This window comes from Rhizomicrobium sp. (assembly GCA_037200045.1).
Classification (GTDB): domain Bacteria; phylum Pseudomonadota; class Alphaproteobacteria; order Micropepsales; family Micropepsaceae; genus Rhizomicrobium.
In genome coordinates, this window is the sequence record JBBCHM010000001.1 from 2,893,967 (window position 1) to 2,910,059 (window position 16,093).

The 16,093-nt window shown below is 65.9% G+C and carries 20 protein-coding genes and 1 other RNA gene; 8 read left to right on the plus strand and 13 right to left on the minus strand.

Annotation, left to right across the window (positions count from 1 at the left end; genetic code table 11):
• Positions 1–3 precede the first annotated feature (3 nt).
• From WDM86_14210 to WDM86_14240, 7 genes are read right to left on the minus strand one after another with little or no spacing between them, the layout of a single operon-like run.
• Positions 4–216: a ribbon-helix-helix domain-containing protein gene (locus WDM86_14210; protein ID MEI9991186.1), complete on the minus strand. Its 213-nt coding sequence runs from the start codon at positions 214–216 to the stop codon at positions 4–6.
• Between the two features lie 8 nt (positions 217–224).
• A complete protein-coding gene (locus WDM86_14215) occupies positions 225–929 on the minus strand; it encodes a fused MFS/spermidine synthase (GenBank protein ID MEI9991187.1) in 705 nt (234 codons plus the stop codon).
• Positions 930–1,235 (minus strand): hypothetical protein, encoded by a 306-nt coding sequence (locus WDM86_14220; GenBank protein ID MEI9991188.1) that lies wholly within the window; start codon positions 1,233–1,235, stop codon positions 930–932.
• Positions 1,232–2,626, minus strand: coding sequence for a class II fumarate hydratase (gene fumC, locus WDM86_14225; GenBank protein MEI9991189.1), 1,395 nt, complete (start codon positions 2,624–2,626; stop codon positions 1,232–1,234). The genes WDM86_14220 and fumC overlap by 4 nt, the downstream gene beginning before the upstream one ends.
• A gap of 47 nt (positions 2,627–2,673) precedes the next feature.
• The gene (locus tag WDM86_14230) at positions 2,674–3,090 is read right to left on the minus strand and encodes a type II toxin-antitoxin system VapC family toxin (GenBank protein ID MEI9991190.1); all 417 of its coding nucleotides are present in this window, start codon (positions 3,088–3,090) and stop codon (positions 2,674–2,676) included.
• Positions 3,087–3,344, minus strand: coding sequence for a plasmid stabilization protein (locus WDM86_14235; GenBank protein ID MEI9991191.1), 258 nt, complete (start codon positions 3,342–3,344; stop codon positions 3,087–3,089). The genes WDM86_14230 and WDM86_14235 overlap by 4 nt, the downstream gene beginning before the upstream one ends.
• Positions 3,345–3,393: 49 nt before the next feature.
• A complete protein-coding gene (locus WDM86_14240) occupies positions 3,394–3,912 on the minus strand; it encodes a ClpXP protease specificity-enhancing factor SspB (protein MEI9991192.1) in 519 nt (172 codons plus the stop codon).
• A gap of 102 nt (positions 3,913–4,014) precedes the next feature.
• On the opposite strand from WDM86_14240, the gene WDM86_14245 reads away from it, so the two are divergent.
• Positions 4,015–5,394 carry a cytochrome P450 gene (locus WDM86_14245; protein ID MEI9991193.1) on the plus strand — a complete coding sequence of 460 codons (1,380 nt, stop codon included), beginning with the start codon at positions 4,015–4,017 and terminating at the stop codon, positions 5,392–5,394.
• Between the two features lie 125 nt (positions 5,395–5,519).
• Here the strand turns inward: WDM86_14245 and WDM86_14250 are convergent, their stop codons facing one another.
• Entirely contained in the window at positions 5,520–6,608 is a 1,089-nt protein-coding gene (locus tag WDM86_14250; GenBank protein MEI9991194.1) for an ISAs1 family transposase, read from the minus strand.
• A gap of 111 nt (positions 6,609–6,719) precedes the next feature.
• Positions 6,720–7,826 (minus strand): NADH:flavin oxidoreductase, encoded by a 1,107-nt coding sequence (locus WDM86_14255; GenBank protein ID MEI9991195.1) that lies wholly within the window; start codon positions 7,824–7,826, stop codon positions 6,720–6,722.
• Between the two features lie 90 nt (positions 7,827–7,916).
• Between WDM86_14255 and WDM86_14260 the strand changes: the two genes are divergently transcribed.
• From WDM86_14260 to WDM86_14270, 3 genes are all read left to right on the plus strand, one after another.
• Positions 7,917–8,366, plus strand: a complete 450-nt coding sequence (locus WDM86_14260; GenBank protein ID MEI9991196.1) for a hypothetical protein — start codon at positions 7,917–7,919, stop codon at positions 8,364–8,366.
• A gap of 80 nt (positions 8,367–8,446) precedes the next feature.
• Positions 8,447–9,814 (plus strand): MFS transporter, encoded by a 1,368-nt coding sequence (locus WDM86_14265; GenBank protein ID MEI9991197.1) that lies wholly within the window; start codon positions 8,447–8,449, stop codon positions 9,812–9,814.
• Entirely contained in the window at positions 9,811–11,187 is a 1,377-nt protein-coding gene (locus tag WDM86_14270) for an MFS transporter (GenBank protein MEI9991198.1), read from the plus strand. The genes WDM86_14265 and WDM86_14270 overlap by 4 nt, the downstream gene beginning before the upstream one ends.
• A gap of 59 nt (positions 11,188–11,246) precedes the next feature.
• Here WDM86_14270 and ssrA read toward each other — a convergent pair.
• Positions 11,247–11,566: a transfer-messenger RNA gene (gene ssrA, locus WDM86_14275) on the minus strand.
• Between the two features lie 101 nt (positions 11,567–11,667).
• Between ssrA and WDM86_14280 the strand changes: the two genes are divergently transcribed.
• A complete protein-coding gene (locus tag WDM86_14280; GenBank protein MEI9991199.1) occupies positions 11,668–12,480 on the plus strand; it encodes a thymidylate synthase in 813 nt (270 codons plus the stop codon).
• A gap of 39 nt (positions 12,481–12,519) precedes the next feature.
• On the opposite strand, the gene WDM86_14285 is transcribed toward WDM86_14280, so the two are convergent.
• The gene (locus WDM86_14285) at positions 12,520–13,266 is read right to left on the minus strand and encodes an RcnB family protein (GenBank protein MEI9991200.1); all 747 of its coding nucleotides are present in this window, start codon (positions 13,264–13,266) and stop codon (positions 12,520–12,522) included.
• A gap of 170 nt (positions 13,267–13,436) precedes the next feature.
• Between WDM86_14285 and WDM86_14290 the strand changes: the two genes are divergently transcribed.
• Complete coding sequence (locus tag WDM86_14290) at positions 13,437–13,919, plus strand: GNAT family N-acetyltransferase (GenBank protein MEI9991201.1); 483 nt, start codon at positions 13,437–13,439, stop codon at positions 13,917–13,919.
• A complete protein-coding gene (locus tag WDM86_14295) occupies positions 13,916–14,407 on the plus strand; it encodes a dihydrofolate reductase (GenBank protein ID MEI9991202.1) in 492 nt (163 codons plus the stop codon). Before WDM86_14290 ends, WDM86_14295 begins: the two co-directional genes overlap by 4 nt.
• On the opposite strand, the gene WDM86_14300 is transcribed toward WDM86_14295, so the two are convergent.
• Positions 14,408–14,668, minus strand: a complete 261-nt coding sequence (locus WDM86_14300) for a BrnA antitoxin family protein (GenBank protein ID MEI9991203.1) — start codon at positions 14,666–14,668, stop codon at positions 14,408–14,410.
• Entirely contained in the window at positions 14,640–14,960 is a 321-nt protein-coding gene (locus WDM86_14305; GenBank protein ID MEI9991204.1) for a BrnT family toxin, read from the minus strand. The genes WDM86_14300 and WDM86_14305 overlap by 29 nt, the downstream gene beginning before the upstream one ends.
• A gap of 156 nt (positions 14,961–15,116) precedes the next feature.
• Here WDM86_14305 and WDM86_14310 point away from each other — a divergent pair, with 156 nt between their 5' ends.
• A complete protein-coding gene (locus WDM86_14310; GenBank protein ID MEI9991205.1) occupies positions 15,117–16,037 on the plus strand; it encodes an SMP-30/gluconolactonase/LRE family protein in 921 nt (306 codons plus the stop codon).
• Positions 16,038–16,093: the final 56 nt, after the last annotated feature.

Consider the following 16,093-nt stretch of genomic DNA (forward strand, 5'->3'; position numbering starts at 1 on the left):
AGGCTAGCCACCGCCCCGGACTGCGGCAAGCGCGTGCAGGCGCAGGGCGCTGGCGAGGGGCCGCTCGCCCCGCGCGGCATCGACGCGGGCGACGAGGGCGGCGAGGCTCGGGCCGGTCCGCTTCGCCTCGGCCTCCAGCACCGCCCAGAACTCCGCCTCCAGCGCGACCGAGGTGCGGTGGCCGGCGAGCGAGAAGGAGCGCTTCCTGAGGGGCATGACGGCTTCTAGTCGCGCAAGGGGCGGAAGTCCAAGTCGCGGATTTCGCGGGCCAGCTTGCGGGCGCCGCGCCTCGGCCGCATCAGCAGGCGCGGCCGGGGGAGCGTCGCGACCGCGCCGGCGACGAGCACCGCGTTGCGGTCGATCCAGCCGTCGCTGTCGAGCAGGCGGACATGGCGGAAGCTCTTTTGCGCGGCGCGGCCGATGCGGTCGGGCGTGCGGTCGCGGTCGTCCTTGACGATGATGTTCATGGCGAAGATCCCGCGCGGGCGCAGGCGCGACTTGGCGAGCGCGAAGAAGGCGGGCGCGAGGAACTGCGCCGGGATCGCGTCGCCGTCATAGGCGTCGAGCGCGATGGCGTCGTAGCGGTCGCGGCTACGCTTGAGGAAGGCGCGGCCGTCGGCGACATGGCAGGCGACGGCGGCGGGCAGCGCGAAGAAGCGCCGCGCGATCTCGAAGGACCGGGCGCTGACGTCGACGACGGTGACCTCCACGCCGGCGCGATGCAGCATGGTGGCGAGCGTGCCGCCGCCGCAGCCGATCATCAGCACGCGCCGCGCCTTGGCCTTGCGGATGAAGAAATACATGGCGTGGATATAGTCGGCGAGGCTGACGCCGGCGGCGTCGGCGACGCTCTGGTTCTCGCCGGCCTCCCAATAGGAGACGGTGCCGGTGGCGTTGTTCTGCTCGATGACGAAATGGCCGCGGGACATCTAAGGCTGCGACGACGACGGAAACTCGAACTTGACCACTTCCGTCTTGGTCGGCAGCAGGAACAGCCCCAGATAGGCGCAGACCGCGACCACGGCGATCCTCGCGGCCTGCAGCCAGCGGCTGCGCAGGAAATTCCACAGCGGCGGAAATGCGAGCAGCGACGCCAGCGCCAGCAGGCCCACCGGCAAGCCGTGGGTCCCGTCGGGCGACTCGAAGAATCCCAGGAGCGCCAGGGCGGCCAGCGCCGCGCATGCGACCGCTGCGAGCCAGGCCAGGCCGGCGAGGGGGCCGATCGGCGTCTTCACTTCGGCCCGATCATGTCTTCCGGGCGCACGATGGCGTCGAATTCCTCCGCCGTGACGAGTCCGGTCTTGAGGGCCTCATCCTTCAGCGTGGTGCCGTTCTTGTGCGCGGTCTTGGCGATCTTGGCCGCCGCGTCATAGCCGATCTTGGGCGCCAGCGCCGTCACCAGCATCAGCGAACGCTCCAGCCCATGCTTGATGTTGTCCAGGCGCGGCTCGATGCCGACGACGCAGTGCTCGGTGAACGAGTTCGCCGCGTCCGCCATCAGCCGCACGCTCTGCAGGAAGCTGTAGGCCATGACGGGGTTGTAGACGTTGAGCTCGAAATGGCCCTGGCTGCCGGCGAAGGTGATGGTCGCCTGGTTGCCGAAGATGCGGGTGCAGACCTGGGTCAGCGCCTCGCATTGCGTCGGATTGACCTTGCCGGGCATGATCGACGAGCCGGGCTCGTTCTCGGGCAGCGACAATTCTCCGAGGCCCGAACGCGGGCCGCTGCCCAGGAGGCGAATGTCGTTGGCGATCTTGAACAGCGAGGCGGCGACGGTGTTGATCGCGCCATGGCTGAACACCATCGCGTCGTGCGCCGCCAGCGCCTCGAACTTGTTGGGGGCGGAGGTGAAGGCAAGTCCGGTGATCGCGGCGATCCGCTCGGCGACCATCGTGTCGAAGCCCTTGGGCGCGTTGAGGCCGGTGCCGACCGCGGTGCCGCCCTGGGCGAGCTGCATCAGCGACGGCATGGACTGTTCGATGCGGCCGATGCCGTTCTGGACCTGCTGGGTGTAGCCGGAGAATTCCTGGCCGAGGGTCAGCGGCGTCGCGTCCTGGGTATGCGTGCGGCCGATCTTGATGATGCCCTTCCAGGCCTCGGCCTTGGCGTGCAGCGCGTCGCGCAGGGTGCGCAGGGCGGGGATCAGATGGTTGTGGATCTCCTCGGCGCAGGCGATGTGCATGGCCGTCGGATAGGTGTCGTTCGACGACTGGCTCATATTGACGTGGTCGTTGGGATGGACCGGCTTCTTGGAGCCCATCTCGCCGCCCAGCATCTGGATCGCACGGTTGGAGATCACCTCATTGGCGTTCATGTTGGACTGGGTGCCCGAGCCGGTCTGCCAGACGCTGAGCGGGAAATGGGCGTCGAGCTTGCCCTCGATCACCTCCTGCGCCGCCCTGACGATGGCCTCGCCGATCTTGGGGTCGAGATGGCCGAGCGCCATGTTGGTTTCGGCGGCGGCGCGCTTGACGACGCCGAGCGCCCGCACGATGGCGGCGGGCTGCTTCTCCCAGCCGATCTTGAAATTGTGCAGCGAGCGTTCCGCCTGCGCCCCCCAATATCTGGAGGCGTCGACCTCGACGGGTCCGAAAGTGTCGGTTTCGGTGCGGGTGGGTTTGGTCATGGTCGAGCGTCCGGCGGTGGTTTTGAGCGCGTTCTAGGCGCTTTGGCCTAAGCCGTCCACGGGTCGATGAGCGTCACGCCAGTGTGAACGAAGTCTTTGGTGTCGCGCGTCGCCACGGCCGCGCCATGGGCGCGGGCGATGGCGGCGATCTGCGAGTCGAAAATCTTGACCTCCAGGCCGGCCTTTTCCCGCTCGACGGCAATCGCCGCGAACTGTTCGGCGGCACGGCTGTCGAACGGCAGCACGCGCCCGGCGAAATCGACGGCGAAAATCTGCCGTGCCTGTTCGAGAAGCGCCGTCCGCCTCCTTCCGGCCGGCAGGCGGTGGAAACCATAATGCATCTCGGCCTGCGTAACCGCGGTGACGTAGAGTTCGGGCGAGAATTGCGCCAGCCAGCGCAGCACGCGTTCCGACGGCTGCGGTTTTCCGGGTTCCGACACGACGTTGGTGTCGAGGATGATCATGCCTTTCGGCGTAACCGGGGGGGCGGCGCGGACAGGACCTCATCGGGAAAGTCCTCGATCTCGACGCCGCCGAAAGCCGCGAAGCGGCGGCGGATGGCTTCGCCGATATCGACCTTCGGCTTCGGATTCGCGAGCGCCTCCCGGCTCAGGATGTCGCGCACCTCAGCCTCCAGCGAGCGGCCGTTTTCGGCGGCGCGCAATCGCAAGCGTCGCTTCACGGATTCGTCGAGGTTTCGGATCGTCATGCCGGCCATGCAATCAATGTAATCATTGATTGCATTGATTGCAACCGCGGGTTCCGACTTATTTCTTCCGGAACGAATCCAAACTCACCACTTCGCCCGGCGCGGCGGCGGGTTTTTCGGAGGCCTCGGCCGGCTTCGCCGGCTCGACCGTCTTCTCGCGGTTCTGCTCGACGGCGGGCTGCGGCAGCATGGTGGGCGAGGACGCACCCTTGGCGTCGCCTTCCTGGCCGCGGAACTGAAGGCCGAACTGCACGCCCGGATCGAAGAAGGCGGTGAGCGCCGGAAACGGGATGACGAGGGTCGCGGGCAGCTTCTTGAAGGTGAGCGTGACCTCGAAGCGGTCCTCGGTGACCTTCAGGCCCCAGAACTGATGCTGGAGGATGATGGTCATCTCGTCGGGATATTGCTCGCGCAGGAAATCGGGAATGTCGACGCCGGGAAATTTCGTCTTGAAGGTCAGATAGAAATGGTGCGATCCGATCAGCCCCTGCTTCTCGATCCGGCGCAGGGCATCGCGCACGACGCCGCGCAGCGCCGCGTCGGTCAATGCCTGATAGCCGATGAAGTCCTTCGCCATGCGCGGGTCCGATGCTGAAGGCGAGAGACTAAGCGCGCCCATTGCTAAGTCAATGCGACGCGGCAAGGTGTAAGGCATGCGCGGCGATGCTAGTGTCCCGCCATGAGCGAGGCGCTGGCGGAACCGGGAGAATCACCATTCAGGCCGGCGGCGCCGATCCCCAAGGATCGCGTCATCGGCCGCATCCAGGCGGTGCGCGAGATCGGGCGCAACGCGGTCGCCGCCTGGGGCGAGCGCGCCTACAACGCGCTCTATGTCTATGACCGCAATTGGATCCAGGATTTCCTGCTGCTCAACGATCCGGAGGGCGTGAAGCACGTCCTGCTCGACAACGCCGCGAATTACCGCAAGAGCCGGCAGGTGCAGCGCACGACGGGGCCGGCGCTCGGCAACGGGCTGTTCAACGCCGACGGCGAGAGCTGGAAGTTCCAGCGGCGCACGACCGCACCGACCTTTTCGATGCGCCATGTCGCCGATTTCGCCGCGCCCATGGCGCGGGTGACGCAAAAGGCGCTGCAGCGCTGGGACGCGCTGGCGGACGGCGCGACGATCGACGCGGCGGAGGAGATGATGCGCGTGACCTACGCCATCATCACCCACACCATGTTCTCCGACGACGTGCGCATCGACTATGCCGCGCTGGCCGAGAAATTCGTGACCTATATCGACACGCTGGGCCGGCTGGACCTGCTGACCACGCTGGGCATGCCGGCCTGGGCGCCGACGCCCAAGCGGCTGAAGGCCCAAGGCGCGGTGCGGTTTTTCCGCCGCGAGATCGGGGCGCTGATCGCGCGGCGCAAGGCGCTGATCGCGGCCGATCCGGCCGCCGCGCCGAACGATTTGCTGACGCTGCTCCTGACGACGCGCGATCCCGAAGGCGGCGCGCTGTTCGGCGAGGCGGAGGTCTACGACAATGCGATGACATTCATCCTGGCGGGCCACGAGACGACGGCGAACGCGCTCGCCTGGACGCTTTATCTGCTGTCGCAATTTCCCGACATCGAGGCGCGGGTGGCCGAAGAGGTGCGCGCGGCGGACGGCGATCCGGCGCACATGCCCTATACCCGCCAGGTGCTCGAGGAATCGCTCCGCCTCTATCCGCCGGCGCCGTTCATCAGCCGCGATTCGATCGGGCCGGACCGGATCGGCGAGATCGACATCCGCGGCGGCACCTCGGTCCTGATCTCGCCCTGGCTGATCCAGCGGCACCGCAAGCTGTGGGATGCGCCGGACTATTTCGATCCCGACCGCTTCGCGCCCGGCCGTCGCGAGGCCATTCCCCGCTTCGCCTATATCCCGTTCGGCGCCGGCCCGCGCATCTGCATCGGCATGGGCTTCGCGATGCAGGAGGCGATGATCGTGCTGGGGCAGATCCTGAAGCGCTTCAAGCTGAACCTGGTGCCCGGCCATCCGGTCGTGCCGCTGGCGCGGCTGACGCTCAGGCCGCAATTCGGGCTGAAGATGACGGTGGAGAAGCGCTGAACTTTCCTCCCCCGCTGTTGCGGGGGAGGTGCCGAGCGCAGCGAGGCGGAGGGGGACTCCACGCCGGCCCCCTCCGTCACGCCTTCGCTTCGCTACGGCGTGCCACCTCCCCCGTAACAGCAGGGCTATCGCATATAGGTGAGGAGTTCGAAGAGGAAGTCTTCGTTCCATCCTGCGCGTTTGAGCTTGAGGCGCATGGAAGTCTTGGTATCGGGATGGGCTCTTGCGACGTTGAGGGCCAGTCTTCTGAGACGTGCGAGGTTTTCGGGCCCGTTGTCCTTGCGATTGCGGGCCAGGTCTTCGTCCAGGACGACGTCGAGGGTCCAGTGCAGGGTGTTCTCGATGCCCCAATGGGCTCGCACGATATTCAGCACCTGGTCGGCCGTGAAGGGCTGGGACATGAGGAAGTAGCGCTCGGCGGGCTCGTCCGTGCCGCGCCGGCTTTCGATCCTGGCAACGGCCTTGAGGCCCGGGAAGTCGTGTTTGACCGCCATGTTCTTGGCAGCGGCGACGACGGCGTGCCGGGTCTCCTTGCGGCCGTGACGGGCGTCCCTCGTCTCGGCGCCGCCGGTGTGCCGTGCCGCGATGAGCGCCTTGGCGTCGGCCAGAAGACCGGGCTGGTTGGCCTTGACCGCCAGCACATAGTCGCCCTTCTGCGCCACGATGCGCCTGCCCATCTCGCGATGGCAGTGAAGCGCGTCGGCTGTAACGATGCAGCCCTTGAGCGCGACCAGTCCGATCAACTCGAGCGCCGCATCCGCCTCGTTGCCGCCCTTGGCCAGCGTGCTGGCCAGCGTCATGCGGGTCTGCGCTCCCCAAAGGCTCACCATCGCCTTGGGCATATGGCTGTGGCCCGCCGCATAAGCGCGTCTGAGCGCCTTGCCGTCCACCGCCACGACCCCCTTGGTCCGGCCAAGCCCGGCAGCCGCCGCGAACTCCGCCATGAACGTTCGGAACAGCGTCTCGAACGGCTTGGGGTCGATCATCCGGAACACCGCGCTGAACGTGTCGTGGCTCGGGATGCCGTGCTTGAGCATCAAGAAGCGCCGCAGCAATCCCTCCTTGGCCTGACCGAAATCCTCCATATCGACGCAACTCGTCGCGCCGCAAAGTGTCGCCAAAAAAGCGATGAACAGCACTTCCGACAGATCGTGCCGGCTGTTCGCCGCGCGCGGATCGGGCAAAAGCTCGAAAATCTCTACAAAGCGGTTCAGCGAACGTCTCCTGCAAATCAGAAGACATCTTCAGAATCCCTTCAATCCCTATCAGCAAGCCTAAAATCGCCATATGCGATTCCCCTGCCCGTAACAGCGGGGGAGGAAATCTCATGCCAGCGTCGCCAGCGCTTCCGGGCTGTAGGGCTTCAGCCGGTCCAGATGGCCGTCATGGATCTGCCTCGCCCAATCGGGATTGACGATCAGGGCGCGGCCGACCGCGATCAGGTCGAAATCGCCGCGCTCCATCATCTCGATCAGCCGGTCGATGCCGGAAATCTCGGCGCCCGCCTGGCGGAAGGCGGTGATGAAATCGGTGTTGAGACTGACCGAGCCGACCGAGATCGTCGGCAGGCCGGTCAACTTCTTGGCCCAGCCGGCGAGGTTCATGTCCGACCCGGTCTCGGGGAATTCCGCCTCCCAGAAGCGCCGCGTCGAGCAGTGGAAGATGTCGACGCCGGCATCGGCCAGCGGCTTCAGGAAGGTTTCGAGTTCCTGCGGCGTGCGGGCAAGGCGGGCGGCGAAATCCTGCTGCTTCCATTGCGAGAAGCGCAGCAGGATCGGGAAGTCCGGTCCCACCGCGGCGCGCACCGCGCGGGTGATCTCGCAGGCGAAGGTCGTGCGCGCCGCGATCGAGCCGCCATAGCGGTCGGTGCGCTGGTTGGTGTCCTCCCAGAAGAACTGGTCGATCAGATAGCCGTGGGCGCCGTGCAGTTCGACGCCGTCGAAGCCCAGCGCCTTGGCGTAGCCGGCGCTTTTGACATAGCCGGCGATGACGTCGGCGATGTCCTTGTCGGTCATCGGCTCGCCGACCTTCTTGTCCTTTTTGGCGAGGCCGGACGGGCTCATGCTCGGCGCCGCCGGGTTGGGACCGGTGCCGGGATGGCGCACGATGCCCTGGTGCCAGAGCTGCGGCATGATATGGCCGCCGGCCGCCTTCACCGCCTTGACCACCTTCGCCCAGCCGGCGAGCGCCGCTTCGCCATAGAAGTTCGGCACGTTGACGTCGTTGGTGGCGGCGGGATGTTCCGGCGCGGTGCCCTCGGTCAGGATCAGGCCGGTGCCGCCGGCGGCGCGCGCCTTGTAATAGGCGACGACTTGGTCGTTCGGAATCTGCTCCGGCGATTTGGAGCGCGTCATGGGCGCCATGACGATGCGGTTGGGAAGCGACAGCGATTTCAGCGTGAACGGACGGAAGAGAATTTCGGTGCCGGACATGGGTATTCCTTCGGGATGGGGGTTGCGCGAAGGTCAGCACGCGCGCATCGCCCTGACAAGGCGGGGCGGCGACCCGGTTGGGAGGGATTTGTGGCGAACCTGATCGAGCAACGCGTCGCGGCGGCGCGGCGCGGGGAGAATCCCTACGTGATTTCGAGGCTGCCGTCCGGCTGGCTGGTGATCGGCGATGTCCAGCCGCTGCCCGGCTATTGTGTGCTGCTGGCCGATCCGGTGGTGGAGAGCCTGAACGCGCTCGGGCGCGCGGAACGGGCCACTTATCTGGACGATATGGTCCGGGCCGGCGACGCGCTGCTGGTCGTGACCGGCACCACGCGAATCAACTACGAAACCCTGTGCAACTCCGAACCGTCGCTTCACACCCACATCATCCCGCGCTATGCGCAGGAGCCCATGGAGAAGCGACGCGATCTCGCCTTTCGGGCCTATGACTGGCCGAGCGCGCGGAAATCCGAGCCGGCCGGCGCGGACGGCGCCTTCGTTGCTGCGATGCGGAACTGGCTCGCCGCCCATTCCGGTTGACGCGCCCGTAAAGCCATCGTGACGCGCAGGGGATTTTGACCTTGAGCCCGGCGGCCCCGCGGAGTAACTCCGATGCGGCTATGACGGGTAACGGGACAGGGGCCGCGCAGGGCGCGGCCGAAGAGGTTGCGGAAGGCGTCGCCTTGGGCGGCGACCCCGATGTCAACCTCGGCACGCCGCCGGACGAGCCGCCCGCCGAGCAGGAAATCGCCCCCGATATCCGAAAGCCCGCCGGCCTGCTCGCGGTGTTCCGCCACCGCAATTACCGCCTGTTCTTCGCCGGCCAGCTCGTCTCGCTGATGGGCTCGTGGATGCAGAACACCGCGCAGCCCTGGCTGGTCTACAGCCTGACGCATTCGACGCTGCTGCTCGGCGTGACCTCGTTCTGTTCGACCGTGCCGGTGTTCTTCCTGACGCCGTTCGGCGGCATGATCGCCGACCGCGTCGACCGGCGGAAGTTCCTTTTGGTCACCCAGAGCGCGGCGATGCTGCAGGCGGCGGTGCTCGCCGGGCTGACGCTGTCGGGCCATGTGAAGGTGTGGGAGATCATCTGCCTCGCGCTGACCATGGGATTGATCAATTCCTTCGACATCCCCTCGCGCCAGTCGATGACGCTGGACATGGTGGGACGGGAGGATCTGCGCCACGCCATCTCGCTCAATTCGATGATGTTCAACATGGCGCGGATCGTCGGGCCGACCATCGCGGGCCTTCTGATCGCCCTCGTCGGCGAGGGCATCTGTTTCGCGATCAACGCCGCGTCCTTCGGCGCGGTGCTGGTGAGCCTCTTCTTGATGCGCCTGGCGGAGCGGCCGCCGCGCATCAACCAGAACGCGCTGCGCGAGGTGCTGGAGGGCTACCGCTACAGCTTCTCCAACCCGCAGATCCGCGTCTCGCTGATGCTGGTGGCGGTGTCGTCGCTGTTCGGCGCGGCCTTCGTGACGATGATGCCGGCGGTGGCGCGCGATCTGATCCACGGCGATGCGACGACCCAGGGCACGCTGATGTCGTCGGTCGGCGCCGGCGCGCTGGTCGGCGCCTTCGCGCTGTCGCGCATCACCGAGAAGCAGCTCATCTACACGCCGATCCTGGCGGGGCTTATCTTCGGGATCGGCCTGATCGGGTTCGCGCATTCCCACGCGCTGTGGCTCTCCGTCGCCATTTTGCTGCCGACCTCCGCCTGCCTGATGCTGCTCGGCGGCACCACCAACACGATCATCCAGATCGTGGCGCACACGCATTTCCGCGGCCGGGTGATTTCGCACTACACGCAAAGCTTCCTGGGCATGATCCCCTGGGGCGCGCTTCTGCTCGGCGCCCTGGCGCATAGCCTCGGCGTGACGGACGCGATCAGCATCGGCGGCGCCGCGGTGATCGTCGGGGCGGTCGTGGCCTATATGGACCGGCGGGCCGGCGGCTTCGTCATCCAGCACGCGCCGGCCGAATGAGCGATATCTACGCCGGCATCGAGAGCGAGCAGGAGCGCGAAGCCGCGTATGAGGGTTTCGTGTGGAAGAATTTGCGCCGCAACTATGCCGGCCATTACATCCACGGCATGCTGGGGATGACGGGCTTTCGCCTCGTCAATGCGCCGACCTTCATTCCGGCCTATCTGCATTTCCTCTCCGGCTCCGACCTGATCGTCAGCCTGGGCGCCAGCCTGCAGCAGCTCGGCGGCGTGATCTCGCCGATCGCCGGCGCGGCGCAGATCGAGCACCGCAAGAAGATCCTGCCGGTCTCGATGTTCCTCGGCACCATGATGCGGGTGCAGATCCTGGGCATCGCGCTGGCGGGATGGTTCCTCGGCGGCACGCCCTTGCTGGTGAGCGTGCTGGTGTTCCTGTTCCTGCTCGGGCTGTTCAGCGGCCCGCAGAGCGTCGCGTTCCAGTTCCTGCTCGCCAAGATGATCCCGATCGAGCGGCGCGGCCGCCTGCAGGGCTGGCGCAATCTTTCCGGCGGCATCGTGGCGGCGACGCTTTCCTATTTCGCCGGCAAGTATCTCGTCGGCGGCAATGTGCTGGGCAACGGCTATTCCACGACCTTCGCGCTCGCGTTCATTTTGACCAGCCTCGGCCTCACCGCATTCCGCCTTCTGGTGCGCGAGCCGGAGCCGCCGACGGTGCGGCCGCGCACCGCGATGCGCGAGCGCATGCGCGAGCTGATCCCGATGCTGCGGGCCGATCCGGGCTTTCTCTATTTCATGATCGCGCGCACCTTCGCGATCGCCAGCCGCGTGGCGCAGCCCTTCTATATCATCTATGTGGCGCACAAGATCGGGCTCTCCGGCGAGACCATCGGAGCGATGACGCTCGCCTTCCTCGGCGCCGACACGGTGATGAGCCTGGGCTGGGGCTATCTCGCCGACCGCTTCGGCTTCCGATCCAATTTCATCATCGCGCTTCTGTTCTGGATCGCCTCGACGATCCTCCTGATGTATGTGAGCTCGCCGCTGTGGCTGTTTATCGCCTTCTTCGGACTGGGCGCCGGCAATTCCGGCTACCAGATGAGCGCGCAGAACATCGTGTTCGAGTTCGGCCACCGCGACGACATGGCGATGCGGCTCGCCTTCTCGAACACGGCGGAGAGCGTGATGAGCGCAGCCGGCCCCCTGATCGGCGGCGTGATCGCGGCGAGCTTCGGCTATTTCGCGGTGTTCTGGGTCGCCATCGTGTGCGAGGCCGTCGCGCTGGCGCTGCTGGTACTGCTGGTCGAGGAGCCGCGCAAGAAGCGGCTGCAGCTCGAAGCCGAAAAGGCCGCGGCGCTGGAGGAGACCACGACGACGAGCCTGGCTTCGCGCGAGGACGAAGAGGGGAATTTGTAACGCTGGGTGGCCGGGTCGCGCTTCGCTTCGCTCGCTGCCCGGCCATGACGGGGATTTAAAGTGGGACGCTTCTGTTGCCCGGTGCGTCCCCAACCGCGCTTGGCTAACCGAAGTTAGGCAGCGAGGGCCATTTCATTATCGTTGGCACCTGTACGAATAGCCCGATAACGGCGGATACCATACCGAGCGAAAGAACTGCCTTTACACGTCCGTCGATCCTGTTTCGCCCCCAGCAAAAGACCACTTGGAAAAGTGGGCTTGTGGTGGAGGCGCCGGGTACCGCCCCCGGGTCCGGGCCGCTTATTACGAAGCCGTTTATCGCCATAGCTGGCAAGCCAGCACCTCCAATATAGGCAGTGCGGGTTAAGAATTGAAGGCGTGAAAAGCATATATTTTCCAGGCGGTTATGGAGGGCGAAAAATCCCTGCGCGTGGACGCGCCCGCCGTTAGACTGCCGTCTCGGAATCGCCCGGGACCGTCATGCGTCAGTATCACGATCTTCTGGAACTGGTCCTCAAGACGGGCGTGGAGAAGCACGACCGCACCGGCACCGGTACGCTGTCGGTGTTCGGCCATCAGGCGCGCTACGACCTTGCCGCCGGATTTCCGCTGCTGACGACCAAGAAGCTGTTCACCAAGGCGATCATCCTGGAGCTTCTCTGGTTCCTGCGCGGCGACACCAATGTGCGCTGGCTGCAGGAGCGCGGCGTGACGATCTGGGACGAATGGGCGGACGCGGACGGTGAGCTCGGGCCGGTCTATGGCCATCAATGGCGAAGCTGGCCATCTAACAATAAGGAAGATGGGCCGGACGGCGGGACGATCGACCAGATCGCCAATGTCGTGCGCGACATCAAGGCCAATCCGGATTCGCGCCGGCTTATTGTGACAGCTTGGAATCCCGCCGACGTGCCGAAGATGGCGCTGCCGCCCTGCCACTGCCTGTTCCAGTTCTATGTCGCGAACGGGCGGCTGTCGTGCCAGCTCTATCAGCGCTCGGCGGACATCTTCCTGGGCGTGCCGTTCAACATCGCGTCCTATGCGCTTTTGACGATGATGATCGCGCAGGTGACGGGCCTCGCGCCCGGCGCGTTCGTGCACACGCTGGGCGACGCGCATCTCTATCTCAATCACATCGACCAGGCGCGCGAGCAGCTGACGCGCAAGCCCTATCCGTTGCCGACGATGCGCCTCAATCCGGCGGTGACCAGCGTGTTCGATTTCCGCTACGAGGATTTCACGCTCGAGAACTACCGGGCGCACCCGACGATCAAGGCCGAGATCGCGGTATAGGCCGGCCCTCTCCCCCCGAAAGGGGAGAGGGAGGCAGGTTCAATAAAAGATCCCGTACACCACTTGGATGATCTCGCCGCTGTCCTGGTCGACCAGGAGCGCGTCGTTGCCGTAACGCACCCAGACCGTGCCGGGCGGCGGATAGGGCAGATCGTAGTCGCCGTAATCCTGCAGCCAGTAATCCTGCGCGAAGAACAGCGCCGGCAGGTAGTCGCCGTAATTCCAGCGGCGATAGTAATAGCCGCTCGGGCGGTGATAATTGCCGGCATGGAAATGGCGCGGCGCGTTGAAGGCGCGGCGCAGCGCGTTGAACGCGTTGTTGTGGCCGTGGCCGAAATTGTTGCCGTTGCGGAAGCCATGACCGCCCGCCCCGAAGATATTCCCCGGATTGCCGCCGCCATGCTGACCGCCGCCATGCTGGCCGCCACCGCCGCCGTGTTGACCCCCGCCGCCGCCAACCGGCGGATTTGCGCCGCCGGCTCCGCCGCCGCCATGGCCACCGCCTGTTCCGCCGCCGCCGGGATGTCCACCACCGCCGGCATGATTGCCGCCGCCACCGATCAGCGGATTTGCGCCGCCGCCACCGTGGGCGCCGGCACCGCCTCCGCCCGGATGTCCGCCGCCGCCAGGATGTCCGCCGCCGCCGGGGTGTCCGCCACCACCGGGATGTGCGCCACCGCCGCCGCCATGGCCGCCGCCTCTGTCGGCGTCATCGCGTTGCGCCAGGACCGGCGTTGCGGCGACCAAGGCGAGCGCCGCAACCGAGGCTAGAAATAATTTTTTCATGTCGAGATTCCTTCTTCGGCATCAAAATCTAGGACGTGGCGGCCATGTCGTTGATGCAAAGCAACCTCCGCGCATACGCAAGAGTTTGCGCCGCCTTCGTTGCAAACCTTTAATACCACCATTGGTTCCCGTGGTAACGTGGCCGACGCGAAATTCGGCGGGATGGGCGGATGACGGGCTTTGAGATCAGGCGCGCGCGGGCGGGGGAGGAGGACATCGTCCTCGCGCTGCTGCGCGAGCTCGCCGAATACGAAAAGCTGACGGACGTCTTCCATGTCACGCGCGAGGCGATCCGGCGCGACTATCTGTGCGATTCGCCGCTGCTCAATTGCGACCTGCTGCTCGACGCGGGCGAACCGGCGGGGCTCGCGACCTGGTACTGGATGTATTCGAGCTTCGCGGCCAGGCGCGCGATCTATCTCGAAGACCTTTTCGTGCGCCCCGCCTTTCGCGGCCGCGGCCATGGCAAGGCGCTGCTCGCCCATCTGGCGAAGACGGCCGTGGCGGCCGGCGCGGCGCGGGTCGACTGGTCGGTGCTGGGCTGGAACAAGCCGTCGATCGATTTCTACGAAAGCCTCGGTGCCAGGCCCAATGAAGGCTGGCTGGTCTACCGCCTGGAGGGCGCGGCGCTGGCGAAGCTGGGCGGCGGATGAGCGCGGACATCGTCTTCGTCGTGGCGCGGGCCGACAATGGCGTGATCGGCGACGCCGGGCGCATCCCCTGGCGCATCGCCGACGACCTGAAGCGCTTCAAGGCGCTGACGATCGGAAAGCCGATGATCGTCGGCCGCAAGACCTGGGAGAGCTTTCCGAAGCGGCCGCTGCCGGGGCGCACCAACATCGTGATCACCCGCGACGCGGCCTATCGCGCCGAGGGCGCCGTGGTGGTGCATTCGCTCGACGCGGCGCTCGCGAAGGCGCGCGCGGAAAACCCGAGCGAGATCGTCATCGGCGGCGGCGCGGAGATCTATCGCGCCGCGCTGCCGCTCGCGACACGCATCGAGCTGACCGAGGTGCACATGCAAGCGCGGGGCGACGCGCATCTGCCGGCGTTCGGCGAAGGCTGGCACGAAACGGCGCGCGCGGAGCACGCGGCGGCGGAGGGGCTGCGCTATTCCTATGTGACGCTGGCGCGCGCCTGATCAGCCGATTTTTTCCGACAGCCACATCTTGATCAGAGACTGATACGGCACGTCGCGCTTGTTGGCGGCGATCTTTATCTCTTCCAGCAGCCCGGTCGGCAGGCGAAGCGAGATCGACGTGGTCGACAGTTTCAGATTCGGGAAGCGCATGCGTTGGGCCTTGGACCAATCGACATAGTCCGTGCTGTCATGGGTTTCCCAAAATTTCCGCTCCGCGGCTTCCGAGTGGAATTTAGGAATTTTCTTCAGTGCTTTTGCCATAGGCCGTCTTCTCCTTTCTGTTCATGTCGCGTGCCGAAATGATGCGAATCAGCCTTCCGCCGTCCCTTATCGTGAAGGTGACATGGAGCAGGCGACCGGCGCCGGTCTTGCCCAATGCGTTAAAACGAGCTTCGACGGTGCTGTGCGGCGTGTCCACGGCAACCGCCAATGGTTCGTTCAGAAACACCTGCTCGCACTCGGCTTGCGTAACTCCATGCTTGTCGAAACTCTTCTGGGAATTCCCATGATCCCAATCGAAGCCTTCGACGTGGGAAAGTTCGATCTTGGACATGATGTATATTACCATAATATACGATCTCATCCAACCCGTCTTCGGACGCGGCGCCCTAAAAGGCTGGTTCTCGGGATATTTTCTGTCGCGGCGCGCTTTGCGCGATCTCGTTCGCCGCGCTAGCCTCACCACAAAACAACATTCGGGGAGACGCGCATGGAATTCACGGAAATCGCCACGGGGTTGAAGTTTCCCGAAGGGCCGGTCGCGATGGACGACGGCTCGGTCGTCGTGGTGGAGATCGCCGCCGGCCGCGTCACTCGGGTGAAGACGGACGGCACGCTCCAGACCGTCGCCACGCCGGGCGGCGGGCCGAACGGTCTCGCCATCGGCCCGGACGGCGCGCTCTATTGCTGCAACAATGGCGGCAATTTCGAGTATAGCACGGTCAACGATTTGATGATTCCCGGCCACACGCCGCCCGGCCACCAGGGCGGCCGCATCGAGCGGATCGACATCGCCACCGGCAAGGTCGAGGTTCTGTACTCGGACTGCGACGGCAAGCGGCTGATGGCGCCCAACGATCTGGTGTTCGACGCGACCGGCGGCTTCTGGTTCACCGATTACGCCAGCCATGACGGCGAGCGCCGCCTGACCGGCGCGCTCTATTACGCGCGGGCCGACGGCTCGAAGATCACGCGCGTGCTGCGCGAGCTGACCTCGCCCAACGGCGTCGGCCTCTCGCCGGACGGCCGCCACGTCTATTACGCCGAGACCTTTCCGGGACGGCTCTGGGAATTGCCGCTGACCGCGCCCGGCGTCGCCGCGCCGCCCGGCGGCTTCACGCCGGCCAATTTCGTCGGCGCCTATCCGGGGCTCGCCTATTTCGACAGCCTTGGCGTGCAGGAAGACGGCGGCATCTGCGTCGCCACGATCCTGGCCGGCGGCATCTCGACCTTCTGGCCCGATACCACCCCGCCGACCTTCGGCCACACGCCGCTGCCGGACCTGATCTGCACCAATATCTGCTGGGGCGGGAAGGACATGAAAACGGCCTACATCACGATGTCGTCGACCGGAAAGCTGGCGAAATGCACCTGGCGCTCGCCGGGCCTCAGGCTGGCTTATAACGCGTGAGGATTTCGGCTAGCCTCGCGAAAACATCGTCGGGGAAAAGCCGCGGCGCCCTCGTC